19 protein-coding genes are annotated in these 24,379 nt (G+C 46.9%); 14 read left to right on the top strand and 5 right to left on the bottom strand.

What is annotated here, in order from left to right:
* Positions 1-161 precede the first annotated feature (161 nt).
* The 7 genes from pstC (at position 162) to hppD (ending at position 8,723) form a co-directional block, all read left to right on the top strand.
* On the top strand, positions 162-1,163 hold the full coding sequence (gene pstC / locus OSC7112_RS14965; protein WP_015176689.1) for a phosphate ABC transporter permease subunit PstC: 1,002 nt from the start codon (positions 162-164) through the stop codon (positions 1,161-1,163).
* 212 nt (positions 1,164-1,375) lie between these two features.
* Complete coding sequence (pstA, locus tag OSC7112_RS14960; RefSeq protein WP_015176688.1) at positions 1,376-2,356, top strand: phosphate ABC transporter permease PstA; 981 nt, start codon at positions 1,376-1,378, stop codon at positions 2,354-2,356.
* Between the two features lie 56 nt (positions 2,357-2,412).
* Positions 2,413-3,264 (top strand): phosphate ABC transporter ATP-binding protein PstB, encoded by an 852-nt coding sequence (gene pstB, locus OSC7112_RS14955; protein WP_015176687.1) that lies wholly within the window; start codon positions 2,413-2,415, stop codon positions 3,262-3,264.
* A gap of 320 nt (positions 3,265-3,584) precedes the next feature.
* On the top strand, positions 3,585-4,856 hold the full coding sequence (locus OSC7112_RS14950; RefSeq protein ID WP_015176686.1) for an APC family permease: 1,272 nt from the start codon (positions 3,585-3,587) through the stop codon (positions 4,854-4,856).
* A gap of 42 nt (positions 4,857-4,898) precedes the next feature.
* On the top strand, positions 4,899-6,308 hold the full coding sequence (locus OSC7112_RS14945; protein ID WP_015176685.1) for a PIN domain-containing protein: 1,410 nt from the start codon (positions 4,899-4,901) through the stop codon (positions 6,306-6,308).
* A gap of 281 nt (positions 6,309-6,589) precedes the next feature.
* On the top strand, positions 6,590-7,297 hold the full coding sequence (locus OSC7112_RS14940; protein ID WP_015176684.1) for an SDR family oxidoreductase: 708 nt from the start codon (positions 6,590-6,592) through the stop codon (positions 7,295-7,297).
* A 364-nt stretch (positions 7,298-7,661) separates the two neighbouring features.
* Entirely contained in the window at positions 7,662-8,723 is a 1,062-nt protein-coding gene (hppD, locus tag OSC7112_RS14935; RefSeq protein WP_015176683.1) for a 4-hydroxyphenylpyruvate dioxygenase, read from the top strand.
* Between the two features lie 20 nt (positions 8,724-8,743).
* On the opposite strand, the gene OSC7112_RS14930 is transcribed toward hppD, so the two are convergent.
* Together OSC7112_RS14930 and OSC7112_RS14925 are read right to left on the bottom strand one after the other, a co-directional pair.
* Complete coding sequence (locus OSC7112_RS14930) at positions 8,744-9,277, bottom strand: GNAT family N-acetyltransferase (RefSeq protein WP_015176682.1); 534 nt, start codon at positions 9,275-9,277, stop codon at positions 8,744-8,746.
* Positions 9,258-11,348 carry a diguanylate cyclase domain-containing protein gene (locus OSC7112_RS14925; RefSeq protein WP_223300837.1) on the bottom strand — a complete coding sequence of 697 codons (2,091 nt, stop codon included), beginning with the start codon at positions 11,346-11,348 and terminating at the stop codon, positions 9,258-9,260. Before OSC7112_RS14925 ends, OSC7112_RS14930 begins: the two co-directional genes overlap by 20 nt.
* Positions 11,349-11,882: 534 nt before the next feature.
* On the opposite strand from OSC7112_RS14925, the gene OSC7112_RS14920 reads away from it, so the two are divergent.
* Positions 11,883-12,566, top strand: coding sequence for an HAD family hydrolase (locus tag OSC7112_RS14920; RefSeq protein WP_015176680.1), 684 nt, complete (start codon positions 11,883-11,885; stop codon positions 12,564-12,566).
* Between the two features lie 206 nt (positions 12,567-12,772).
* Here OSC7112_RS14920 and OSC7112_RS14915 read toward each other — a convergent pair whose 3' ends face one another.
* Positions 12,773-13,384, bottom strand: a complete 612-nt coding sequence (locus tag OSC7112_RS14915) for a CPP1-like family protein (RefSeq protein ID WP_015176679.1) — start codon at positions 13,382-13,384, stop codon at positions 12,773-12,775.
* A gap of 243 nt (positions 13,385-13,627) precedes the next feature.
* On the bottom strand, positions 13,628-14,506 hold the full coding sequence (pgeF, locus tag OSC7112_RS14910) for a peptidoglycan editing factor PgeF (protein ID WP_015176678.1): 879 nt from the start codon (positions 14,504-14,506) through the stop codon (positions 13,628-13,630).
* A 504-nt stretch (positions 14,507-15,010) separates the two neighbouring features.
* On the opposite strand from pgeF, the gene OSC7112_RS14905 reads away from it, so the two are divergent.
* From OSC7112_RS14905 to OSC7112_RS14890, 4 genes are all read left to right on the top strand, one after another.
* The gene (locus OSC7112_RS14905; RefSeq protein ID WP_015176677.1) at positions 15,011-16,189 is read left to right on the top strand and encodes an RNA-guided endonuclease InsQ/TnpB family protein; all 1,179 of its coding nucleotides are present in this window, start codon (positions 15,011-15,013) and stop codon (positions 16,187-16,189) included.
* A 102-nt stretch (positions 16,190-16,291) separates the two neighbouring features.
* A complete protein-coding gene (locus OSC7112_RS14900) occupies positions 16,292-18,055 on the top strand; it encodes a M23 family metallopeptidase (RefSeq protein ID WP_051041594.1) in 1,764 nt (587 codons plus the stop codon).
* A 74-nt stretch (positions 18,056-18,129) separates the two neighbouring features.
* Positions 18,130-20,502, top strand: a complete 2,373-nt coding sequence (locus OSC7112_RS14895) for a glycosyltransferase family protein (protein WP_190274402.1) — start codon at positions 18,130-18,132, stop codon at positions 20,500-20,502.
* 12 nt (positions 20,503-20,514) lie between these two features.
* Positions 20,515-21,408 (top strand): glycosyltransferase family 2 protein, encoded by an 894-nt coding sequence (locus OSC7112_RS14890; protein ID WP_015176674.1) that lies wholly within the window; start codon positions 20,515-20,517, stop codon positions 21,406-21,408.
* A gap of 202 nt (positions 21,409-21,610) precedes the next feature.
* Here the strand turns inward: OSC7112_RS14890 and ribE are convergent, their stop codons facing one another.
* Positions 21,611-22,324: a riboflavin synthase gene (ribE, locus tag OSC7112_RS14885; RefSeq protein ID WP_015176673.1), complete on the bottom strand. Its 714-nt coding sequence runs from the start codon at positions 22,322-22,324 to the stop codon at positions 21,611-21,613.
* 395 nt (positions 22,325-22,719) lie between these two features.
* Between ribE and OSC7112_RS14880 the strand changes: the two genes are divergently transcribed.
* Positions 22,720-23,226, top strand: coding sequence for a bifunctional nuclease family protein (locus tag OSC7112_RS14880; protein WP_015176672.1), 507 nt, complete (start codon positions 22,720-22,722; stop codon positions 23,224-23,226).
* 5 nt (positions 23,227-23,231) lie between these two features.
* Entirely contained in the window at positions 23,232-24,362 is a 1,131-nt protein-coding gene (locus OSC7112_RS14875; protein WP_015176671.1) for an aldo/keto reductase, read from the top strand.
* The last annotated feature ends 17 nt before the right edge of the window (positions 24,363-24,379 follow it).

Here is a 24,379-nt window from a genome sequence, read left to right as displayed (position 1 = left end):
AACAGTTATCTTGAGAGGAATTGAGCTTTGAGGTGGGGGTTTAACCCCCCGCCGGACTATGGGAAGACGAGATGATGCTGCTGCCGGATAGCAGGATAAATGCGTACCCTACAAGCTGGTCTTTCGATCGAATATTTCGCTGTTTACGCAATAACTCGGCTATGATCAATCTTTCAAAAAAACAAAAAAAACAGACTCGACAACCTGCAGAAATAAATACAGAATTAGATTTGACAGATACTACGGGTGAAGGTCTATGGATGGAGTCAGGATTTACAATATTTGTATGGGGTTTTGCCCTAGCGACAGCGGGTACGCTGTTTTGGATAAGTGCGGTAATTTTTAAAGATGCTTGGCCAGCTATTAGCCATTTTGGAGTCTCATTCTTGTGGAATCCCAAGTGGGATATCGGCGAGTTGCAGTTTGGGGCTTTGCCGTTTATTTACGGTACTGTAATTAGTTCTGCGATCGGCATAATCATCGCACTTCCTTTAGGGCTGTCAGTAGCTATAGTTACTAGCGAGAACTTCTTACCCGTTTGGGTGCGATCGCCCTTGGGATTCATGGTTGAATTAATTTCGGCCATTCCCAGCGTGATAGTTGGGCTGTGGGGAATCTTTGTTTTGATTCCCTTTTTGTTGCCATTGCAGCAGTCATTGTTCGATAATTTCAGTTGGTTTCCCCTATTCAGCAGCGAACCTTTAGGCCCCGGAATGCTCCCGGCTGGAATACTGTTATCAATTATGATTTTGCCAACAGTAGCCGCCATCAGCCGCGATGTATTGCTATCTGTTCCAGTAGATTTGCGAAGTGCTTCCATGTCCCTTGGCGCCACCCGCTGGGAAACAATATTCAAGCTGTTATTACCAGCAGCTAGTTCAGGGATTATCGGCGCCACCATATTAGCATTGGGACGCGCATTAGGCGAAACAATGGCAGTCACAATGGTAATTGGCAACTCGATTCAAATTAACACATCCTTGCTCGCTCCCAGCTACTCAATTCCTGCTGTTTTGGCAAGTCAATTTCGGGAAGCTCTCGAACCGCTGCACATCGGCGCTTTGATGTATTTAGCCTTAATTTTATTTGCGATCACTTTGTTGGTAAATGCGATCGCAGTATTGTTAGTTCAGCTAATTGGCGCCAAGGGAGCTAAAACTTAGGAATGAGAATTAAATAACTTACAATGCGTGATGGTTCTTGTGGGATGGGCCCATGAACCCGTCCAGAAAGGGCGGGCTATAAGAGCCAAACCCACAGACTTGTGTAAATTATTTAATTCGCGATCCTTAACATCATCGAAAGCAATTTGGTCACAAGCCACGCTGCTAGATTTATCCCCTGGTTCAATCTCAAATCTAACATCTAAAATCCCATGACTCAAGCCCAAAAATTAGACAGCATTCTGGATGCAGAAATCAACAACCCCCTGTCGCTAAGCCGAACTCTTTTCAGCCGGGGAATGACAGCTCTCGCTTTCGCTCTGACAGCTCTCGCCCTGCTCCCTTTGTTTGCTATTTTATACAAAATTCTGGGGGAAGGACTCACACATTTGAGCTGGGAAGTGCTAGTGTCTCTACCAGCACCCGTCGGAGTTGAAGACCAGCCCAACGGCTTTGCAAATGCGATTATTGGCACAAGTTTAATGGTAGGAATTGCGACATTAATCAGCGTACCCATAGGCGTAATGACGGGAATATTTTTGTCTGAGTTTGGTAGAGAAAACAAAGCGATAGCCAATAGTATTCGCTTTATCACCGTCATTCTCAGCAGCGTTCCCTCGATCGTAATTGGCGTCTTTTCCTACGCCCTAATTGTCGTTACCACCAAAGCATTTTCATCCTTAGCAGGCGGTTTTGCCCTCGGCATCATCATGCTTCCAGTGGTTGCTCTGACAACAGAACAAGCATTAAAATTAGTGCCTACTTCTTACCGCCTCGCTTCTGCTGGTTTGGGAGGCGGACGCTTTCAAACTATGTTTCGCATTATCATACCCTCAGCACTTCCAACTATTACCACAGGTATTTTACTCGCTGCTTCCCGGGCCGCAGGTGAAACCGCGCCGCTGATTGTAACGGCGTTGTCGAGTCAATTTTGGCCTCCTTTAGTTGATAAGTTGGGCGAGATAATGCAGTCTCCTATAGGTGCAGAAACTATCTCAAAACTCCAAGAAATTCCCGACACACTGCTGACTCCGACTCCTTCTATGTCAGTATTAATATATAGCTACGCCAGCTCTCCTTACAAAGAGCAGAACGAATTGGCGTGGACTGCTGCCTCTGTCCTTTTGGGTATGGTTTTAATTGCTAGCGTCGCATCCCGTACAGTAACTCAGAAACGCTTACAAAACCGATAAACCCATAACTCAAGTGCATCTATTCGTCAAATATTAACACTCTAACCAGGTAAATAATGAAACCTCAAGCTAACTTGAAATCCGAAAATTATACAGATCAATTCCTAGAAGATGCCACCCCGGAAATTGACCCCAATGCAATGCCAGCACTGCGGATTCAGGACTTGAGTTTTTATTACGGAACTCACAAAGTCTTAGAAAATTTATCGATGAATATCCCTCACCCGCAAATTACGGCGATTATTGGCCCTTCAGGTTGCGGCAAATCTACCTTTCTCAAAGCTCTCAACCGGATTGGTGAATTGGAGGGAAAGGTTCAAATTAAAGGAAGAGTAGAGTTTTTTGGACAGGATATTTACAGCCAGAAAGTAAACATTAATAGTTTGCGCCGTCAAATTGGGATGGTGTTTCAAAGACCCAATCCTTTTCCGCTTAGCATCTACGATAATATTGCTTATGGGGTGAGGATTTTTGGTCGCAAAAGCAAAGCAGAATTAGATGAAATTGTGGAATCTGCACTCCAAAGTGCGGCGCTTTGGAATGAAGTCAAAGACGATTTGAAGAAATCGGCTCAGGGGATTTCGGGGGGACAGCAGCAGCGACTTTGTATTGCTCGCGCTTTGGCTGTGAAGCCGAAAATTTTGCTAATGGATGAACCTTGTTCTGCTTTAGATCCGATTTCCACGATGAAGATTGAGGAGTTATTTCAGAGTCTGCGGCAGCAGTTAACTGTTGTGATTGTGACGCACAATATGCAGCAGGCTGCTCGTGTTTCTGATTACACGGCATTTTTTAATACTGACGAAAGTCGCATCGGCCACCTGGTTGAATTTGGGCCGACAAGTCGGATTTTTACTTCTGCAAGCAATTCGAGTACGAGGGATTACATTCAAGGCCGTTTCGGTTAATTTACATCTTGAACCTCTTTCAGAACAGGCTTTCGGGCCTGTTCCACAACAGACAAATATTTTTGTGCAGCCCGGAAAGCCTGCTATAGTTATGTCTTCAGAACAGGCTTTCCGGCCTGTTCCACAACAGACAAATATCAGCCCGGAAAGCCTGCTATAGTTATGTCTTCAGAACAGGCTTTCCGGCCTGTTCCACAACAGACAAATATTTTTGTGCAGCCCGGAAAGCCTGCTATAGTTATGTCTTCAGAACAGGCTTTCCGGCCTGTTCCACAACAGACAAATATTTTTGTGGATCTGGCATCTTGCCTGCTATATTTATGTCTTCAAAACTGCTGAAGCGAGAGTTGGGTATTTTCGGCGCTACTCTCATGGGCCTGGGATCAATCGTCGGTACCGGAGTATTTGTGAGTATCGGCATTGCTGCGGAAGTTGCTGGGCCGGGAGTGATTTTGGCTGTAGGTATTGCGGCTTTTGTTGCTGTGTGCAATGGCCTTAACAGCGCTCAATTAGCAGCAAATCATCCTGTTAGCGGTGGTACTTATGAATATGGCTACAAATATCTCAATCCTTGGCTGGGTTTCACTGCCGGCTGGATGTTTTTGTTAGCGAAAACGGCTTCTGCGGCTACTGCTGCTTTGGGTTTTGCGGGGTATTTTTTAAATGCAGTTGGTGTAGCCGATCGCACTTACCTGATCCTAACAGCTTTAGTCGCCCTCGCCACCCTCACTTTCATTGTATTGACGGGAATTAGGCGATCGAATATTGCCAATACTGCCATAGTCTCAGTTACACTTTTATCCTTAGCGGTGTTTGTTGCTGTCGGTTTGCCAGAGGTAAGGTGGGAAATGACCGCGCTACAGAATCATAGCTCGATCGGCTCCATCTTCCAGGCCACCGCCCTGATGTTTGTCGCTTATAGCGGTTACGCCCGCATCACCACAATGAGCGAGGAAGTGCGGGAACCGAGGGAAACCATTCCCAAAGCCATAATTTTCACTTTGGTGCTGACAATGCTGCTTTACGTCGGGGTAGCAGTAGTTGTCGCCGGCGCGGGGGAACCAGATAAATTGTCGTTACAAATAGGCGGTACGACTGCACCTTTGGAAGTCATCGCCCGCAGTTTCCGAATTCCGGGAGTTTCTCAACTGCTAGCCGCCGGCGCCATTACCGCTATGTTGGGAGTCTTGCTGAACTTAATTTTAGGGCTGTCGCGCATCTGGCTGGCGATGGGGCGGCGTCGGGATATGCCGAGAGTCTTGGCGCGCCTGAATCCAGAGGGGACAACTCCCTACATGGCTGTTGTGGTTGTCGAAGTTACGATCGCACTTTTAATCCTCGTCGGCGATGTCAAAACCACTTGGTCATTTAGCGCTTTTAGCGTTTTGATTTACTACGCTATCACCAACCTCGCCGCGCTGCAACTTTCCCCCGCCGAAAGGCTTTATCCGCAGTGGTTGGCTTGGGTGGGTTTGGGGAATTGTCTGTTTCTGGCTTTCTGGGTGGAGAGGGAAATTTGGCTGACAGGATTGGCATTAATTGCCACCGGTTTAATTTGGCGGGCGATCGTCCGACTCCCGGCGAAAAACTAGAATTGTGATAAATTGAAACAGCATTCCGCATTGTAGAGGGCCATGCCCGATCGAACCCCCTTGCTGGCGACTCAAGAATCTCCCGCATTCAGCGCCATCAGTCGCTATATCACTCAAACCCTAATTACCATTCAGCAACAGCATCCCGAATGGATAACTGAAAAATACAGGAAAACCCCCTGGGCCAAACCTGATTTTCAGTCACTTTTGATTGGAAAATTGACAAAAAGTTTCAGCGTAGCCAGCGATACAGATTCCTTGCTGCTGACTGCGAAAAAATACCTACAAATTCTGCTGATTCCAGAGTTCGTTAATTCACCTCAATTCAGCAAATTATGTGCCCAAATTCAGCAGCTAGCCAAATCTCAAACAGCACCAGCTAAATCAGAAAAATCAGTTTCGTCAGAACCTCCAACTCCAACAGCCAATCAACCAGCCCCGCTTCCTCTCGGCATTGCTATCTTGCTGCTAGATGTCGAAAACTTGCAACTCACCATCGAAACCGAAAAATTCCTAGAGGGAATTTGCCACTATCCCATCCAAATCAAAGTTGCCTTTGCCAACTGGCGCAGCATGGGCAAAAAAGATGCCGAATTTCACCAGCGCGGCTATCAACTAATTCACGTCCCCCCCGGCAAAGACAGCGCCGACTTAAAAATGGCTACAGTCGGCGCATCGATTTTCGTACATTATCCCACAGCCAAAGAGATTTTTGTCTGTTCTTCCGATCGCGCCCTCACTCACCTCAGCAACACACTGCAAGCCCACGGATTAACCGTATTTCAAGTCCGCAAACAAATAGATAAAATCATAGTTTTAAACAGCAAAACCGGACAAGTGGAAACCCATTCCCTTGTAACCACACCGGAAATTACACCCCTAGAACAATTAGTTATCCAACTAAAAGAATTAATCAAAAAAGAGCAAAAACGCACCTCAACTCAGTGGATAAAAGTTTCTACTGTTTCAGCTTTATTTAGGGAAAATTACGGCTTAGTCCTCAATCAAGTTGTTGCCCATCATTTGCTAGGTACTAAAACCAGGGATATCTTTCTCAAATATCCCACCGATTTTGTCCTTCACAAACCCTCCGAAGTTTCTCAAACTTATGTCACTCTTTTTGAAGTGAGATTATCGCCCCCACCGCCAATACTTAGCCAAGAAATTCTGAATAACCACCAGGCAGCACCTGCAAGTTTGACAGAAATTAATTCTCTGGAAGACTTGGAAAGAGCTCTTGTCAAAATCGTAGGCGACTTAACAGGCAACTCTCCTGAAAATTCTGTATTTCTCTCCAATGTAGGCAGCGAATTTCACCGACAATACGGCAAACAAATTACCCAAATAATTAAAGATTTTAATCTCGGTAGGAAATTTACTAAAGTTTTGCAATCCTGCGCTTCCCTCCAGCTTAAAAAAGCCGAAAAAGGCTGGCAAGTTTCCCTTCATTAATATTATTGGTTGTTGATTATTGGTTATTGGTGATTTGTTATTAGTTATATCGTTTCTGGTTGCATCGGAATAATATATTTGGATGATGTCGCGTGCGTGCGTCCACAGCGAACGAGCGAAGACGAGCGCACAGCATAATTCCGATGCCACCGGACATGATATTATTTGTTATTTGTTATTTGTTCCCCATGCCCAATTCCCTGCGCGGGCCAATTCCCAATTCCCCATTACTAGCAACTTGAGTTATCATACAATCTGGACGTAAAGAAATGTAAAGGGATATGCACGACAAAGTTGTGGTTGTGGTGGGTGCGACGGGCGGCATCGGTTCAGCGGTGGCCCGCAAACTTGCTGATGCGGGTGCGAGGCTAGTGCTCGCCGCCAGAGACAGCAGTAAGTTAGACGCTTTAGCTAGCGAACTTTCAGCAACAGAGGTACTGTGCGTGCCCACAGATATCACCGATTTACCGCAAGTCGAGACGCTGATGCACAAAGCTGTGGAACATTTCGGACAAATTGATGCCCTTATAAACGCCGCTGGTGCCGGAATTCTCAAGCAGTGGAACAAGTTAGAACCCGCTGATTTAGATGCAATGCTTGACTTGAACTTGAAAGGCAGTTTTTACACGTCTCAAGCAGCGGCGAATGTGATGAAAGAGCGCAAATCCGGCCATATTTGCAATGTCATCGGGATTTTGGGCAAGCATTCGATGGCGATGGGAACGGCTTATTGCGCTTCAAAGTTTGGGGTAGTTGGTTTCAGCAAGTGCATGGCAGATGAGCTGCGACGCTACGGCATAAAGTTTACGCTATTCTATTTTGGCGGTGTGGATTCTCCGTTTTGGGATAATGTGAGTTTGAAGGTAGACAGGTCAAAAATGCTGACTACCGAAACTGCTGCAAATGCGATTATGTTTGCTCTTTCGGCTGACCCGCAAGCTGTGCCGATGGAGATTAATATTCAGCCGGAAAGTCATTTGTTCTTTTAGCGATTGAGGAGTGATTTGAAGGCATTCGCGATGCGGCAGCGGAAGCCCAAAGCCTGAAAAATTATGACATCTTTAAGTTTGAGAAGTTGCGCGGAACCTAATTGTGTAGGGGCGCCTCGGCACACCTTACCGCTTGATGAAGACCTCGCGGCGAAATCCAAGTTATCGCAGACACCGAGTTTCTTTTAATTGCCGACCTATTTCTGCCTTCAGGGGGAGTTAGGGGATTCAATTTTTACGTTATTATTAATCCGGCGCACAAAAAAAACATGAAAAATATCCATTCCTCAATTCCCCCCTTGCATTTTCCCACTGAAAATCAGCCGATTATCCATTTTTCACTTTCCATTTTCAATTATTGATTATGGAGTTCGATCGCATTCACTTTTACGTTGAAAATGCTAAAATATCCCGCGACTGGTTTGTCAGCCGCTTAGGCTTTCAATCAATAGCAGGTTATGCCAACAGTCACAGTCACACTGAGGTTGTCAGCAGCGGCAATGTATGTTTTGTTTTATCTTCGCCCCTAACTTCTGCTAGTCCCGCTGCTAGTTGGTTGAAGTTTCATCCTCCAGGGATTGGCGATGTGGGTTTTCGGGTAAAAAATATCGAATTAGCGGTAGCTAGAGCGGCTGCCGAAGGCGGTAAAATCCTGGAACCGATTCAAGAAGACCTAAACGAAGGAGGCTATTTTAAGCGGGCAAAAATCGCTGGTTGGGGAGATTTAAGCCACACGCTGGTTGAGCGAATTGGCGGTCATTCACGACTATCGGCTTCTCCTAAGCTGCCGGTGTTTACCCTAATCGACCACGTAGTGTTAAACGTTGAATCTGGCGATTTGTCAAGTGCTGTTAGTTGGTATCAAAAAATATTAGGTTTTCAACCGCAGCAAAATTTTGACATTCAGACTCAGAAGTCGGCTTTGCGGAGCCAAGTTATGGTGCACGCTGAAGGTGGGGTGCAATTTCCGATTAATGAACCGGCATCAGCTAATTCTCAAATTCAAGAGTTTTTGAGTGCAAATCGGGGGCCGGGTATTCAGCACATGGCTTTGCAAACTAATAATATTGTGCGGGTTGTTGCCGATTTGCGATCGCGCGGTTTGCCTTTTCTGCCTGTTCCTCCAACATACTACTCCGAATTGCAGCAGCGGCAAAACTATTTGCCCGCAGATTGGCCAGCAATTGCAAGTTCTGAAGTTTTGGCAGATTGGCAAGAAGATACTCCCGCAGCGATGCTGCTGCAAATCTTTACCCAGCCAATTTTTGCAGAACCGACTTTCTTTTTCGAGATTATTGAGCGCCGAGTTAGTTTAGTTAACGGCATACAGGTGCAAGCAGGAGGTTTTGGGGCGGGGAATTTTAGAGCTTTGTTTGAGGCAATTGAACGCGAACAAATGAAGAGGGGAAGTTTGATAGATGATTGACAAAACTTTCACTTTTTAGGTCATAAAGCCGTGTTAATCAGCACTGCGATATCTTTCCACCCGTAGGCAATTTCTTTGAGTGCAACTCCTGCTCTACTTGTTTGCTGTTCGTCTACTTTTTCACCTCCTAAGAATTCATAAAACCTGTAGGCTGGATTGTCTCCTAGTACCCAAACTAGCATCGAGTTCAAACTTAATTCTGCCAATTTAGTGGCAACTGTTCTCACGAGTTGCCGTCCGATTCCTTGACGCTGATATTCCTCCAAAATATAGATGGCAAATAATTCTCCTTTATATATATATTTGCCCGTGCGCTCGCAACCACCCGCAGCAAAACCCACAATTTCTCCCGATTCATTCTCAGCAACGCAGACAAAAACCCCAGTATTTTTGACGTTGACCAGGATTTCTTGCCAACGGCTTTCTGCTTTTTCATAGGACTGTTGCGCGAGGTAATCTGTCGGTACAATTTTTCGGTAAGCTGTCCGCCAAGTATCTAGATTAACCCGTGCGATTGCAGGTGCGTCAGCGATTTTAGCTTCTCTCACAATCATCAGAACATACTCCTTTCGGGCCCTGAAATTCTCTTTTCAAATCTAGGCAAACTATACGATCGCGCCCTTCTAGTTTAGCTCGATACAGGGCTCGATCGGCTTGTCCAATTAACTCCTCGATCGACAAACCAGCAGCAGGTACAGTAGTAGCGATTCCCATACTGAGAGTTATAAACTTACTTACCTTGGAAGCAGCATGAAAAATTGCCGCAGCTTTCAAATCCCTGCGAATTGATTCAGCTACCCGCTTTGCTCCTTGCACATCAGTTCGCGACACAATTACCGCAAATTCTTCGCCGCCGTAGCGGGCGGCTAAATCTCCTGCCCGCTGAGCGTTGCTAGCTAAAATCTGGGCTACTTGTTTTAAACATTCGTCGCCTCCTTGATGCCCGTAACGATCGTTGTAAAGTTTGAAAAAATCGATATCGCACAAAATTAAAGACAGCGACTCTTGTTCTCGCTCCATCAACTGCCATTCTAACTCCAATTTTTTGTCAAAACAGCGGCGGTTGGGAATTTGAGTCAATCCATCCACCGCAGCGAGCCGCTGCAATTCCATGTTAGCTGCTTGTAATTCTAATTTTGCTTGTTCTAAAGCTAAATTTTGCCGAGCTAATTCTTCACTTTGCCGTTTTTCTTGTTCGTACAAAAATCGGATTGAAGCTTCAGCTTCTTGCAATTCTTGCTCCGCATATTTGCGCTTGACAAATTCTCCTAATTGAGAACTTACCACAGCTATGATCTGAAGTAAATCTTGATCCGGTTGCAGTTCTTCCCGGCAAAAAAAAGTCATTACTCCTACAACTTGGCCTTTAGCGTGAATGGGGAAACCGAATCCCGATCGCAGTCCCGCTGCCTCGGCCAAGCGCGATCGCACGAAATTGCGATCGGCCACAATATCGGTAATCCACTGCGTAGAACCGCTTCTGGAAACCGCTCCGGGCAAACCCTCACCCGCCGCCAAAGTAATCTGCGGGTCGTTTTCGGCAAACTCGCTAACTTCTTCCCCTGGCTGCCAAACTGCCACCCGCCGCCAACAAGGAGTTTCCTCGATCGGACAGCAGAGCTGCAGGCACCAAAGCGGCTGTTTTTCAGATTTTATTTCCGCACCCAATCTAGTGTCTGTCTCCGCCTCTGCAGGCGTCCAAAGCTCGCCCAGATCCCACCCAAAACTTTGGCAAATAGCTTGCAAAATTCTCGGAGTTGCGTTATCTAGAGAACTTGATTCTGACAGGATATGAGTAACAGCATACTGTGCTTCTTGACACTTTTTTATGCGTTGTTGCTTGGTAATGTCTTTGCCGATATAAACAAAATCTTGTATAACCCCGCTCTCTGTATCCTTGCTTCCTATGCTTGTCTCGAAAGTAGAGCATGAAAACGCGACAATCAGCTTTAAACCTATTTTCGTTTGGCAAGCTACTTTTACTTGAGGCCAATATTGGCTTTTAAGTGCAGGAGGTAGCTGGCTGACTTTGCGTAACAATTCCTCCTCTGCCGTAATCATGGATATGGATTTGCCGATTAATTCCGATTCGGTATATCCAAATAATTGCTGTGCAGCTTGATTCACTTTTTTGATTTTACCCGATGTTCCTGTTACGAACAAAACATCACCTAGGGAATTAATAATTTTGTCAATATAATCGCCAGTCGCAGCTAAATAATCGGCTTTAATACTGTTTTCGTTGGCCGCCTGAACCATGCTTTGCTGAGCTGCAATGCTATCTGTCACATCTTCGCATAAAATAATCAATCTGTCACCGTTGGCTTGTCCCTTATAACCAAAAATGTACAAATTTAGATACAAATAAGATCCGTCTTTGAGAACTCGCGTAATTGATTTTAACTGAAAGTCTTGCTCTCGTTCTTCAATAATGCCTTCAAGGATTCCTTCAAGTCCGATCAGTTCAGGAAAACTATCGCGCACGTCCTTTCCTTCGGCTGCTTCCTCATGAATGTAGGCAAAATCTTGCACTTTCAAAGATATTTCTTTAATCTTAAGTTCCCGATCGACTGCGATGTATTCAATCCTGCGTAAGGATAACAGCTTATAAAGAAGAATATTCATACTTCTTGGGCTGCTCTCTACAGTTAATGTTGGAAGTATTTCGTTATTGTAGAGCATCACTCTCCAAGGTTAGCAGGTAAAGTTAGTTGTTGTTTGGCTGCTATTTATCACGGGAATTTTTACACTGGCGGATGTCATCACTTGTTACCGCTGGCTAATTTATGGAAACAGTACAGTTTAGATTCTCCAAGCAGTTTTTGTTTATTTTAATCAGATGGCAAAATATTAATTGAACCAACATTTTTTGAGAAAACGAAGTCAAAATCAGCCTCGATTGAGGTTGATTTTTATGAACAATATGTAGTGGTTTACACTATTTGTGTGGCCCATTTTAATTTTAAATTCCCCGATATAGGTGATAACCGCTCAAGTTGAGGAACAGCACAGTTTAATTCAAATTTTTGCTTTAATTAGCACCATTCCTATAGACCTTACCTCCCCTGGGTATTTGTGTCAATTTTTGTAAAGAAAGTGTTACCTTTAAATGATATAGTATCGAAGGATTTGTATAAAAGCTTAAAAATACTCTGCTAAATGCTGAGACTTATTACCGACTTTGACGGCCCGATTATGGACGTGTCCGATCGCTACTACCGAGTTTACCAGCAGTGTCTCGCCGAGACTCAGCGTTCGGGCCAACCAGTGCGCGAACTCCCCAAAGCCGAGTTTTGGGACATGAAGCGCGCGCGGGTTCCCGAAACCGAAATCGCCATCCTCTCAGGATTAGATGCAGCCCAAGCCCGCGATTTTGCCCAGAAACGCCGTCAAACCGTCCACACCCTACCCTACATGATTTACGATCGACCAGTTCCCACCGCTGTGGAAACTCTCGAAAAGCTGCAGCGCGCTGGAGTAGACTTAGCGGTGATGACCATGCGCCGCGTTAGGGAACTAGATGAAGCCTTCAACCGCTGCAATTTAGGGCAATTTTTCCCAGAAAACCGCCGCTATTGCCTCCCCAACGATTACGTTAAAACCGGGGATGTCAAAGATAAGCCCCTGTTGATGGCAAGAGCTCTCGCCGAACTGCCGCCGGCTTCTGACACTTGGATGGTTGGCGATACGGAGGCAGATATCGTAGCAGCAAAAACGCACGGTGTCAAGGTAATTGGTGTTTTGTGCGGCATTCGGGATCGCACCCAACTAGAAATGCACCAACCGGATTTAATTGCTAACAATTTGAGCGAAGCAGTGGAGATTATTTTAGATAGTCAGTAGTCAGTTGTCAGTTTTCAGTTTTCAGTTGTCAACCATCAACAGTCATTAGTTATTGGTAATTGTTAATTGGTAATTAGTAATTGCTAATTGGTAACAATCAACTAACTACTAACACCTAAAACCTACGAACCAAGCAATAACAATTAACCAATAACAATAATTAACCGCTGTCAACTGTCAACTGTCAACTGACAACTGACAACTGACTATCGCAGAAAACCGCTGACCAGCCACAGAATTAAAAACGTAAACAAAGCGATAAATTTCTCTGTTGTTATAAATGCCGGACTGACCAAAGAACCCAAAAAGCCTCCCAGCAACAAGCCTATAACCAAGCCTGCCACAGTCAGCAGCACGGCGCGACCAAATTTTTGTTCCTTGCGATTAACAAAATAAAGACAAGAGCCGACCCCAAGTGCCAGAGTCAACTGTAGTAAACCATCATTAGCCGCCGGATAAATAGTCAGTCCGCCTAACCCCACATACACCCCAGCCGGCCACAAAATGTCCGATCGACTAGGAGTATCGATTAGCCGCTGCAACCAAGCTGGGCTGCCACTAGGAGGAGACGGAGTAAAGCTTGGGGGTGCGGGAGTCAGCCGTTCGGGAAAGCGGATGCGTTCGGGTACTTTAATTTTACCTTCCTGTCGCTGCCGCAGGCGATCCATGAGGATCGCGTCGTAAGCGGCTTCGAGCAATTCCAAACGTTTCTTGTCACCGCTGTACTGCTCAGCTAGGCGCGTGCGGGCCTCTTGCACTTCATCAAAGGAAGCATCTTCATCGACTTCAAGAAGTTGATAGGGAGTTGGCTCACTCATGGTAATAACCCGCTGAAGACTCTCGTTATAGAGCAATCTTAACAAGAGAGGAAAGCGGGGCGGGGGCTCTGCCGCTTTCCCAAAAGTTTTGCTGCTAGTTTTTAGTGCTTTAAAACAGGAACCAGCAAACCTTACGAAGGTAGAAACTAGAAGGCATTTGGCATTCGTAAATAAAAAATAATGAATCCAAAGATTTTTATTTTTATCTGGGCCGTCTAAAATTTTACCTTCTCCCAAATGCCCTCAGAAGGAACTTGTCCTGCTGGCACTCACAATTCCCGACCACTGGACTTTTTTAAGTCGATCGCGGCGGTACGAAAAAAAGCGAGCCGAGTCAGAATAAGTACAGAAAGGAGCGATCGCCACTTGAGAAAGATCGATTCCCAACTGCTGCAATTGCAGAGCATTGCAGAGGCGAACATCCAAGCGTACCTTTCCCGGTTCTGGATCGGCCAAGACAGGCGTTTCGGGGAGTTGGTGCAAAAACTCTAGCATGCCGTCGGCTGTTGCACTAACGGCACTCAAAGGAGCAATGGTGGCTCCCAGTTCCGCTGCCACTTCCACAGATACCTGGTAAACCTCTCCAGCGATCGCCGGCCCCATAGCAATCTTCAGATTTTCTAGTTGACTGCCTTGTGCCACAAGTTGAGCGATCGCCTCTGGTAATATCTTAGCAGCAGTCCCGCGCCAACCCGCGTGAACTGCCGCAACCAGTCCCGTGCGATCGTCAGCAATCAGCACCGGCACGCAGTCAGCCGAGCAAACCCACAACGCCTCCAATTCTCGCTCTGCCACCAAGCCATCAGCCTCAGCATAGCTTGAGGCAGCGGTTTCCGGGCCCGGAGCCGCAACCGGGGACAACTCAGTGGTTTTAAGTACCGCATTGCCGTGTACCTGTTGGAGTCGGTAAACCTTAGCTCCAGGTTCGAGAACCTCCGTCAGATCGATCGGCCCCTGGGGCGAGAAATCGCGAGTAAAAAAGCCGTGAGACCAGCGAGAAAGCAAGCTGCAAGTCAGATAGGGCAAGCCTTCAGAACTCTGCCAGTCCCAACTGATACCGTCAGCCCCTCCGGCGCACTCAGAGTCTGGAAAATTTGTCAAGCGATCGCCAGCTACAGTCATGAAACCTATCCTTACCCAAGCGAATCATTTAGCTTGTATTCTAAACAATCAACAATTTTGTCTGCGAAGTTTAAAGATCGGGCCGGGTTTCAGGAAAAAATCGCGATCGGTCGGCGGTTTGAGGACGACCGACGGCGCCGAAATTTTGCATGACCCGAGAAATACAGGCAACTAATTAACATAGAGGAACGCCAAAGCGCTATCATCAGTGTGGCCGTCACAGACTTCTAGGCAAGTGCCATCGGGATCAAAAACACCGGATATCGATCGCGACTGAATGCGTAAGGCATTTGAGCTTGTTCTATTAGCAAAAAAAATTGCCTCAAGCCCGGTAAAATCAGTTAGGCCTGTATATAAAGACAAGGATGGCCATACATTCGATCCCGACCAAAAAAATGGGATACAAGCCTCCCCCTTCTAAGGGGAATTTCGGTTCGGAATCTCTCAGCGAGTTGTTTGAATAAACAGCACCGCATTTATTCAGGTTAGCTCTACAATGGTTGTATGTTAAATCTCACCTACGAATACAAGCTCATTCCTACCGACGCGCAACGCCAAACTTTCGACCAGTGGCTCAATATTTGCCGCAAGGTCTACAACTTTGGATTGCGAGAACGAAAAGATTGGGTTAATTCTCGTAAGTGTGATATCAACTCGTGCAGCATTAAGCAGGAATACATTATCCCGGATGATGCACCGCGTCCAACCTTTGCCCGTCAATGCAAATCATTGGCCCAAGCAAAGAAGTTAATTCCTGAGTTGAAACTGCCTCACACCCATGTCTTGCAGCAGGCGTTGCGCCAACTAGAGGCAGCGTTTGTGGCGATGTGGGAACGAGGACACGGTTTTCCTAGATTCAAAAAGCGGATGCGCTCATTTGTGTTCCCTCAATTGAATCTAGAATCCGTTAAACGATTTGATGGTGCCGATTGGGTCAACCTGCCCAAGATAGGCCCGGTAAAAATGCACCTGTCGCGTCCAATCCCTCAAGGCTTTGATGTCAAGCAAATTCGCGTTGTTAAGAGGGCTTCTGGTTACGTAGCCATGCTCAGTTTGCAATGTGATGTCGCAGTGCCTCAAGCCTCACCTTCAGGGCATGGATTAGGGATTGATTTAGGGTTAAAACATTTTTTGGCAACTTCTGATGGTGAATTGATTGATAGACCTAGATTTTTTGTGGATGGACAACGCAAGCTGAAATTGCTGCAACGTCAACTCAAGCGCAAGAAAAAAGGTTCTAGGAAGTTTCGTCAAATTCAACACCAAATAGCCTTGCACCACGAATACATCTCGAACAGCCGCAAAGACTTTCATTTCAAAACCGCACATCATTTATGTACCTGGGCCCAAACAATATTTGCTGAGGACTTAAACCTCAAAGCAATGTCAGCCGGAATGATGAGCAAGCACACGCTTGATTCCGGGTTTGGTCAGTTCCTGAATATCTTGGGTCATGTTTGCTTTCAGCGAGGTGCATACTTTGCAAAAGTAGACCCAAACGGAACAAGTCAAACTTGTCCCAGATGTCAAACTCATACAGGCAAAAAAGAACTATCCGAACGGGTACATAGATGTCAAACCTGTGGCTATGAAACGAATCGAGATGTGGCAGCCGCGCAAGTGGTGTTGCAGCGCGGATATACAGCGGTTGGGCAAATCGCAGTGAATTTTGGGGAGGGCTAGCTACATGAGTAGTCCCAATGAACCAAGAATCCTCGTGCCTTCGGGCCGAGGAGTTGTCAATTCGAGATCCTTGTGCCCCCTGTTGAGTTGGGAAAAAAAATCGTGAAACCAGTTCCAGACAAGCAAATAACAGCCCCTTTGAACACCAAACAGCAAAAAAAGAACCCTACAGGCGTCCCGACTCGATCGCGCCTTTTGTCCGATCGCTCACTGCTGGTGGGACTGGGTTGCCTTGCCAGTCTGGGACTGCTCAGCAAAGGCGTAGTTTGGGCTCAAGCCGAAACTCCGCCAGCAGAACAAGCCGTCCCCGGCGCAGCAGACCTCCAGCCATTATTTGAAGCTCCTCTCCCGCCCCCAGAACCCTCATACAGCCAAGGGTCGCCAGAACCAGACCCTGCACCGCAGGCAGAAGTTCCGCAGTCCGAGCCTTTCGATGCCAAACCGCCGTCAGAGCCCGAGTACGCCAGCGAACCACCTCCGACCAAATACTATCTGCCGGAACCCGCGCTGATTCCCCTGCCCGAAGCGACGGCCCAGGAGCCGCCTTTTGAAGCGCCAGTTAACCCAGCGCACGCTGAAATCGACCACACAGACTACAGCGTTGGCGCTACCAGCGAGTACGAAGCGCCAACCAGAATAGAGTTTGCAGAACGATCGAACGGCTGCCAAGGAGTTGACGGTTTGTGTGCGCCTCCTCCTGTTTCCGAGCCGGTGACGGCAGATGCAGGAGAACCCAACTACAGACAGGAAACTCCGATCGCAGACGACCGTTATATTGCAGCCCCTCCTCCTCGAAATCGGCCAGAAAGCCTTCCGGGCGATGTTCGAGAAACTGTTGCGGGAAATAGTAGCGGGAATCCTGTGGGTAAACTCGGTCAAGCCGTTCAACAAATAGGAAGCCAGGTTTGGAGGGATTCAAACCCACCGGAATCTGCTTACGCACCCCCGCGCTACTCGGCTAACGCTGGATACTCCGCAGACACCGGCTACTCGGCTGCTAACATCGGCTACTCCGCAGACACTGGATACTCCGCAGACGCTGGGTATTATGCCGGATCTGCATCTTACGGCGGCGGCGCTCCAGCGCCCAGCATGGGACTCGGGCCCGTTCAAGTCGGTGCGGTTAGTGTCAGCAGCGGCAGCAATACCGGTTTTGCTTACTACAATCTCACGCCGCGTCCTGCAGGCCTGCCCGGAAATGGCAACACCAGCTTGCTGTTTCCGCTATCTATTGCTGCGGAAATTACTTCGCCGTTTGGGTGGCGGACTCATCCGGTTATGGGCTACGGCAGGTTTCACACCGGAACAGACTTGGGGGCGCCGATGGGAACGCCCGTACTGGCGGCCTATGCGGGTCAAGTGGCGATCGCAGATTGGTTGGGCGGCTACGGTTTGACTGTGGTTCTCAACCACAGCAAAAAGTCTCAGGAAACTCTCTACGGCCACCTTTCGGAACTGTTTGTGAAACCGGGAGAGTGGGTAAAACAGGGAGAGACCATCGGCCGCGTCGGCAGTACGGGAATGTCTACAGGGCCTCACCTCCACTTCGAGGTTCGGCAAATGACTGACCAGGGTTGGGTGGCGATCGACCCGGGCTCTCAGCTAGAATTCGCTCTGGCAAAAATGATCGGCACTTTGGAAACCGCCAAAGTACCCCAAATGCCGAAAATGGTGGAAATACAAACCGCTAGCGGACTCAAGGATTTGGAAAGCGATCTGCCTCAGCTTCCCCCTCTGCCGCTGGGAATGGACATCGAAGTTCACAACCTCCAGCCGCCATTCCCCGAACTGTTAAAAGCTGAGATTTCTAAGCCCAAAGATGCCCAAGCAGTCAAACCCAAAACTCAGAAGCAAGCTAGCAGGTAAAAATTGGGGATTGGCTAGATAAATTTTCTTGTGGAACGGTCGAAAAGCGCGCCCCACAAGAAAATTTATGTTTTGTGCAACGAGCTCGCGTGTTCGTTGCTTTTCCTCGTTACCGGGATCTTTCGGGTAACGAGGAAAAACTGATAAAAAATGGTAACTTGCAGCTTATGCTAATAGCGCAGCATTTGTGGGAATTAAGTTTATTTCTGATTATTCTAGTCGGCCCGATTCCCTTAAGCTTGTCTCTTGCCTTCGAGAATCAGAAAGAAAACAATAACTATTCATTTCCCCATTTTCTCCTCGTACTCCTGACGGGATGGAGCATTGCACAAGTTTGTATCGGCTTAATTTTAGGAAGTGCCGATCGACTAAATATTTCTGCGGTGATTGTAGCAGAAATTCTGATTTGTGCGATCGGCTTCATCCTGATTTATACAAAAAACCACAAAACTTTTACCTTGTCGCAGTGGCAGATTCCCCAACTCAAGCAACCTTTGGGCAAAGCAGAATCGCTAATTATTGTTGCCACCGCTGTTGCAGGAGTTGTGCTGTTGGAAACTCTCGCAACCAAACCCACAACCAATTATGATTCATTGTGGTTTCACCTGCCTGCGATCGCCCGATGGTATCAAACCCATTCATTTACATTATTAGATGCTGCGGGGAATTGGATTTTTGAACAAGAACAAGCCCGAGTATATCCCTACAATTGGCACGTTTTATCTGCTTTGTTTGTGCTTCCCTTCAAAGAAGATTTTCTGGCAGCTTTCCCCCTGCTAATTGCGTGGGTACTTGAGGGAATTGCAGTCTATCTATTAAGCATAAAATTTGGAGCAACCCGAATTCACGGTATGGCAGCAGCATCTTTAGTATTGACAGTACCGATGATGCTCAACCAAGTTAACACCATTCAGCCCGACTTACCGCTAGCTGCAATATTTACAGTCGGTTTGTATCTAGGTTTATCCTATCATAGCAGCAGAGCGCAATCGGAACTCTCCCTATTTTTGGCAGCCGCAGGAATGCTAGCCGGAATAAAAATCACTGGGATAGTCTATGCTGCCTCACTTTTAGGAGGATTAGCAATATTAGAACTTAAAAGATTCGCAGTTAATAAAAAATCCGCCCCAGCCAATTTTAGAATTCGCCACTTTATCAAACCAGTCTTGCTGTGTGGCATAGCTTGTTGCTTGCTTTTAGGAGGTTTTTGGTATGCGAGAAACTTGCTGCAAATCAATTATCCTGTCGGCGAAGTCGGCGCTCTTAAAGTTCCCTTAGAGCCTGTTTCCTTACCGTCTCCCATAGCTGCACCAATACCTCCGGTACAGCAGCAGCCCGCTTCGCCACTTCTAAAGATTTGGCAAAGCACTTTAGCAGCTCAATTTAATCCCAGCAATATTTCCCACTGGCAAACTGTCGGCTTACAAATTATCATTAGATTGCAACTGCCCTTTCTGGCGATCGCGCTTCAGGTATTGGCAGCACCTCTGGCTTTTATCCAGGGTAAAACTAGAATAATCAATCAAAATAATATTATTTTAATTATACTTCTCGCCAGCACGGGAATTCTCTATCTAATTACACCTTACACCTCCGGTACTGTCGGAGAGACGATCGGCCAACTCAGCCCTATACTCGGTTTTAACCTCAGATACGGATTTCCCTTTTTAAGCGTACTCGCCATCGCCGCCGCAGCTACAGCAACTCTCTTGAAAACTCAAAATAAATTTATTCTGGCAGTGGTTTTGGTTAGTGGTTTTTGCGGAATTACTAGCAACACAATTTTTGATTATATTAAAAATGCTTCTTTCACCGGAGATAGTATTGTTTGGGGGAGTTTGTTGATTGACAATTTGAAGTCTAACCCAAGAGAAGCTATTAATAGTATCTGGAAAATATTAGCTCCGAGTTGGCAATATATATTACCATATCCGCTATTTTATCTTGTGTCAGTGACGCTGGCTGCAATATTGTTGAAAATCAATCCCGGCTTAGGATGGCTGGATCATCTATTTCCCACCCGCAAGAAATCGATTTACATAGTGATAATGGGTGTCTGTATAGGATTGTTAGTAATTGGTCATTGGAGGGAAAAGCGAGATTTTGCACGCACCGAACTGTATCGCGGTATTTACGAATATATTGATAAAAATACAGTACCTGATGAAAGAATAGGCTTCTGTTTAAGTTCGCGCAGCTACCTGTTTTACGGGAGAAATTTGGACAGAAAAGTTTTATATGTACCGTTTAGAGCCGATCGACTTTCGGCATGGATTGACAAACTCCGGCAAAATAAAATTACGACTGTAGGATTCGGGCCCCTGACTGAGACAAACGCAGCTACCAGAAAAGCTTTATCTTGGCTGACAAGTGCCCAGGGCCCGCTGCAACCAGTTTTCGGGAAAGATTTTAATACTGAGTCGGTGCTGTATCGCTTGAAAAATTAAAAGTTATTAGTTATGATGAACCAAGCTAAAACTCTATTTTCAATTATTGTTCCGACTTACAATCGCCCCGATAAATTAGCGGCGTGTCTTCAGTCTTTTGTTGAAATTGAATATCCGCGCGATAAATTTCAAGTTATCGTGGTCAACGACAGCACCGAAATCTCTGTAGAAAATACAATTTCCCCTTTTCAAAATCAGCTAAATATCACCCTTCTGACACAACCAAACTCAGGCCCGGCAACGGCGCGAAATACTGGATCTTTTGCCGCAGAAGGCAAATTTTTAGTGTTTACAGACGATGACTGTACTGTGGGGACAGATTGGCTGCAAACTCTGGAAAAGCGATTTGGGGAAACACCAGATTGCTTAATCGGAGGTCGCACTGTAAACGCGCTGCCGGATAACATTTATTCTACTGCCAGCCAGCAACTGATCGATTACCTTTACAGTTACTATAATGCTATTGGCGATCGCGCGCAATTTTTCACTTCTAACAATTTTGCCCTTCCCGCTGAGGCTTTCCAAAAAATCGGCGGCTTTGACACGACTTTTTCTCTAGCGGCTGGAGAAGACCGGGAATTTTGCGATCGGTGGTTGCATTCGGGCAATGCCGCAATTTACGCTCCCGAAGTTATAGTCTATCACTCCCATGCACTAACTCTTGGCAAATTTTGGAAACAGCAATTCAATTATGGTAGAGGTGCTTTTTTGTTTCAGCAAATGATCTCGAAACGCGGGGCTCATGGGAAACTACAACATCCGTCATTTTATCTGAATTTGCTAGCTTATCCATTTTTCCACGCACCGGGCTTTCAAAAGCTATTAATTGCTGGCTTGTTTTTAGTTTCTCAGGCGGGAATTGCTGCGGGATTGTTTTGGGAGAAAAACCATTTTGTTGAGGAATAGAGTTGGATTATTGAACCGCAGAGAACGCAGAGAACGCAGAGAGAGAAGTAAGAGTTAGTAGGGTGCGTCTGCTTTGAGCCGTCAATTATTGATAAAATAATTCGCGGATTACGCACCCGACAAATTTATTCTTTAGTCCGCTTGAAGTGGACTTCGTTTGTCTAGCAGCGGTTTCAACCGCCGAGTTCGATCTTGGCTACGATTAAATAAATCCGTGTTCTGCTAAGAATTCGGGTGTAATTGTTCCCAAACTGTTGATTGTGGGGGTTTCTTCCCACGGTTCGGGATGGGATTTTGAGCCGCTGCGGAGAAATTTGGCGACATATTTGCCCAGAATATCTGCTTCTAAGTTTACTAAACTTCCCGGTTGCAAATAGCTGAGGTTTGTCTCGCCAAAACTGTGGGGAATTACCGCAACTTCAAACCAATTGCCGTCAGCATCGCAATCGGCCACGGTTAAGCTGATGCCGTTGACGGCGATGCTGCCCTTGGAAACGATGTAAGGTGCGATTTGACGTTGCCATCCCGAATTGGCTGCTGGTGGGGCAGTAAACCGCATCTCCCAAGCGTTGGCGGTTTGGGTTGATGTCGCTAAAGTGCCGATCGCATCTACGTGCCCGGTCACAAAATGTCCCCCCAATTTGCTACCGGCGCGCAGGGAGGTTTCTAGGTTTACCAAAGCGTCGGGGAACGATCCCAGAGTTGTCCGCCGGAGGGTTTCTGGGGAAGCGACGGCGACAAAACCTTGCGGTAGAACTTCCACCACCGTCAAACAGACTCCATCCACGGCTACGCTGTCCCCAATGGCTAAATCTTGTAAAATCTGGTAGGAGTTGTTTGAGGTGCAGGAAATTTGAAAATAATCGTTGCCTAGCGACTTCAGCTTTCCGAGAGATTGAATTAGTCCTGTAAACATAAGTATTTTTCCGTAGTCGATCGCTTATTTACATGAAACCATAGAGACAAACCAGAGACAGGAGGTTTTGCCGTCCCCCTGTCCCCCCAGGGCGGTTTCATTCTCACCAAAAACATGAATTTTGTAGGGGTAGTGCCCCCGTGCCTACCCCGCCACAGACGACTGTACAGGCGTTTGGGACATGGGGGCAGCCACGGGGGGCTGCCCCTACAAAAGAATGAAACAGCCCTGCCTCTCCCCCGACTCAATCTAAAATCTAAAATCTAAAATCTAAAATCGATAGTCCCAGATCGGTTGCAGATTCCGGCGAAGATCGAGTCATACTGGATTTAGGTGATCTATATGTCCAAGTTCTCTACTGCCTTACAGTTTCTTAATTCTATGAGGCCGATCGAATGATTGAAATGAAAGTCGCTGGAATTGCCTTAGATGCAGCCACGCGCAGTCCTATTGTCCTATTGAGAGACGCTACTGAGCGACGCGCTTTGCCTATTTATATCGGTCAGGAGCAAGCAAAGGCTATTATTAGCGCGATCGAAGGCCACAAGCCTCCTCGGCCCTTAACTCACGATCTGATGGTCAATTTCTTAGAGGCATGGAGTCTTACCTTGGAGCGCATAGTTATTCACTCGCTGCAAGATAACACGTTCTATGCCGTCCTGATCGTCCGTCAGGGAGAAGTTAAAAAAGAGATCGATGCCCGACCTAGCGACGCGATCGCCCTGGCCCTGCGTACGAACTGCCCCATCTGGGTGATGGAAGAAGTCGTCGCCGATGCTTCGATACCGGTCGATCGAGATGCTGACGAGGCAGAACGCCGGGCCTTCCGGGAATTTATCTCAAACCTCCGTCCAGAGGATTTGATCAAGAGAAGCGGCTTGGGCCCGGGCGAAACTTCCTAAACTTTATGCGCTATCGACGGTTTGGCAAAACGGAGTTGCACCTGTCTGTATTTTCCTTGGGAACCATGCGCTATTTGGCTAGTGAGGAAACTGCCTGTCAGACTGTACAGCAGGCGGTTTCTCAGGGAATCAATCACCTGGAAACGGCTGCAGGTTACGGTTGCAGCGAGGAATATCTCGGTGCGGCCCTTTCGGCTGGTTTGTCTGTCGATCGATCGCGCCTCCACCTCACTACAAAAATTTCCCCAACCGAGGATGCAGCAGCCGTGGAACGCTGCATCGACGCATCCCTCAAACGCCTGAATTTAGACTATATAGACTGTCTGGCAATTCACGGTTTGAATACTTGGGAACATTTGGCGATTGTGCGATCGCCCACAGGCTGCATGGAATCTGTACGCAAAGCCCTGGCTGATGGTCGCATTCGGCACGTCGGCTTTTCGACTCACGGGCCTCTGGATCTGATTTTGGCTGCAATCAATACAGATTTGTTTGAATTTGTCAATCTGCATTATTACTATTTTTTTCAGCGCAACGCCCCGGCAATTCAACTCGCCAAAGACAAAGATATGGGCGTTTTCATCATTTCTCCGGCAGATAAAGGAGGGCAACTCTACACGCCCCCGGAAACTCTCGCACAATTGTGCTCGCCTTTGTCGCCCTTAGAGTTAAACTATCGCTTTTTACTTAGCGATACTAGGATTGGGACTTTGAGTGTGGGCCCTGCAAATGCGACAGAATTAGAGCAACCCCTGAAATATTGCGATCGCGACTTTCCCCTCACCCACGCCGAAATCGCTGCCTTCGATCGGCTAGAATCGGTTATTGCAGCCACTTTGACAACCGACAAATGCAGCCAGTGCTATGCCTGTTTGCCTTGCCCGGAAAACATCAACATTCCCGAAGTATTGCGACTCCGCAATCTCGCCGTCGGGTGCGACATGACTGACTTTGGCAAATACCGCTACGCCATGTTTGAAAATGCCGGACACTGGTTTCCCGGCAGCAAAGGCAACCGCTGCACCGATTGCGGCGAATGTTTGCCCCGGTGTCCCGAAGAGTTAGACATCCCAACCCTGCTCAAAGATACTCACCAGCGACTGGGCGGCAAAGCAGGCAGGCGGTTGTGGGATTGAAAAAAAAGGTGAAGCAG

Origin of the sequence: Oscillatoria nigro-viridis PCC 7112 (genome assembly GCF_000317475.1) — a bacterium.
Classification (GTDB): Bacteria; Cyanobacteriota; Cyanobacteriia; order Cyanobacteriales; family Microcoleaceae; genus Microcoleus; species Microcoleus nigroviridis.
The sequence above is the reverse complement of the archived record's forward strand: the minus strand, read 5'-3'. Positions and strand labels throughout refer to the sequence as shown.

Excerpts from the sequence above, each read along its gene's own strand:
- pstA (WP_015176688.1), top strand. The coding sequence starts at position 1,376 with ATGACTCAAGCCCAAAAATTAGACAGCATTCTGGATGCAGAAATCAAC.
- ribE (WP_015176673.1), bottom strand. The coding sequence starts at position 22,324 with ATGTTTACAGGACTAATTCAATCTCTCGGAAAGCTGAAGTCGCTAGGC.
- OSC7112_RS14930 (WP_015176682.1), bottom strand. The coding sequence starts at position 9,277 with ATGATTGTGAGAGAAGCTAAAATCGCTGACGCACCTGCAATCGCACGG.
- pgeF (WP_015176678.1), bottom strand. The coding sequence starts at position 14,506 with ATGACTGTAGCTGGCGATCGCTTGACAAATTTTCCAGACTCTGAGTGC.
- OSC7112_RS14875 (WP_015176671.1), top strand. The coding sequence starts at position 23,232 with ATGCGCTATCGACGGTTTGGCAAAACGGAGTTGCACCTGTCTGTATTT.
- OSC7112_RS14925 (WP_223300837.1), bottom strand. The coding sequence starts at position 11,348 with ATGAATATTCTTCTTTATAAGCTGTTATCCTTACGCAGGATTGAATAC.
- OSC7112_RS14945 (WP_015176685.1), top strand. The coding sequence starts at position 4,899 with ATGCCCGATCGAACCCCCTTGCTGGCGACTCAAGAATCTCCCGCATTC.
- pstB (WP_015176687.1), top strand. The coding sequence starts at position 2,413 with ATGAAACCTCAAGCTAACTTGAAATCCGAAAATTATACAGATCAATTC.
- OSC7112_RS14940 (WP_015176684.1), top strand. The coding sequence starts at position 6,590 with ATGCACGACAAAGTTGTGGTTGTGGTGGGTGCGACGGGCGGCATCGGT.
- pstC (WP_015176689.1), top strand. The coding sequence starts at position 162 with ATGATCAATCTTTCAAAAAAACAAAAAAAACAGACTCGACAACCTGCA.
- hppD (WP_015176683.1), top strand. The coding sequence starts at position 7,662 with ATGGAGTTCGATCGCATTCACTTTTACGTTGAAAATGCTAAAATATCC.
- OSC7112_RS14890 (WP_015176674.1), top strand. The coding sequence starts at position 20,515 with ATGATGAACCAAGCTAAAACTCTATTTTCAATTATTGTTCCGACTTAC.
- OSC7112_RS14920 (WP_015176680.1), top strand. The coding sequence starts at position 11,883 with ATGCTGAGACTTATTACCGACTTTGACGGCCCGATTATGGACGTGTCC.
- OSC7112_RS14915 (WP_015176679.1), bottom strand. The coding sequence starts at position 13,384 with ATGAGTGAGCCAACTCCCTATCAACTTCTTGAAGTCGATGAAGATGCT.
- OSC7112_RS14905 (WP_015176677.1), top strand. The coding sequence starts at position 15,011 with ATGTTAAATCTCACCTACGAATACAAGCTCATTCCTACCGACGCGCAA.
- OSC7112_RS14950 (WP_015176686.1), top strand. The coding sequence starts at position 3,585 with ATGTCTTCAAAACTGCTGAAGCGAGAGTTGGGTATTTTCGGCGCTACT.
- OSC7112_RS14880 (WP_015176672.1), top strand. The coding sequence starts at position 22,720 with ATGATTGAAATGAAAGTCGCTGGAATTGCCTTAGATGCAGCCACGCGC.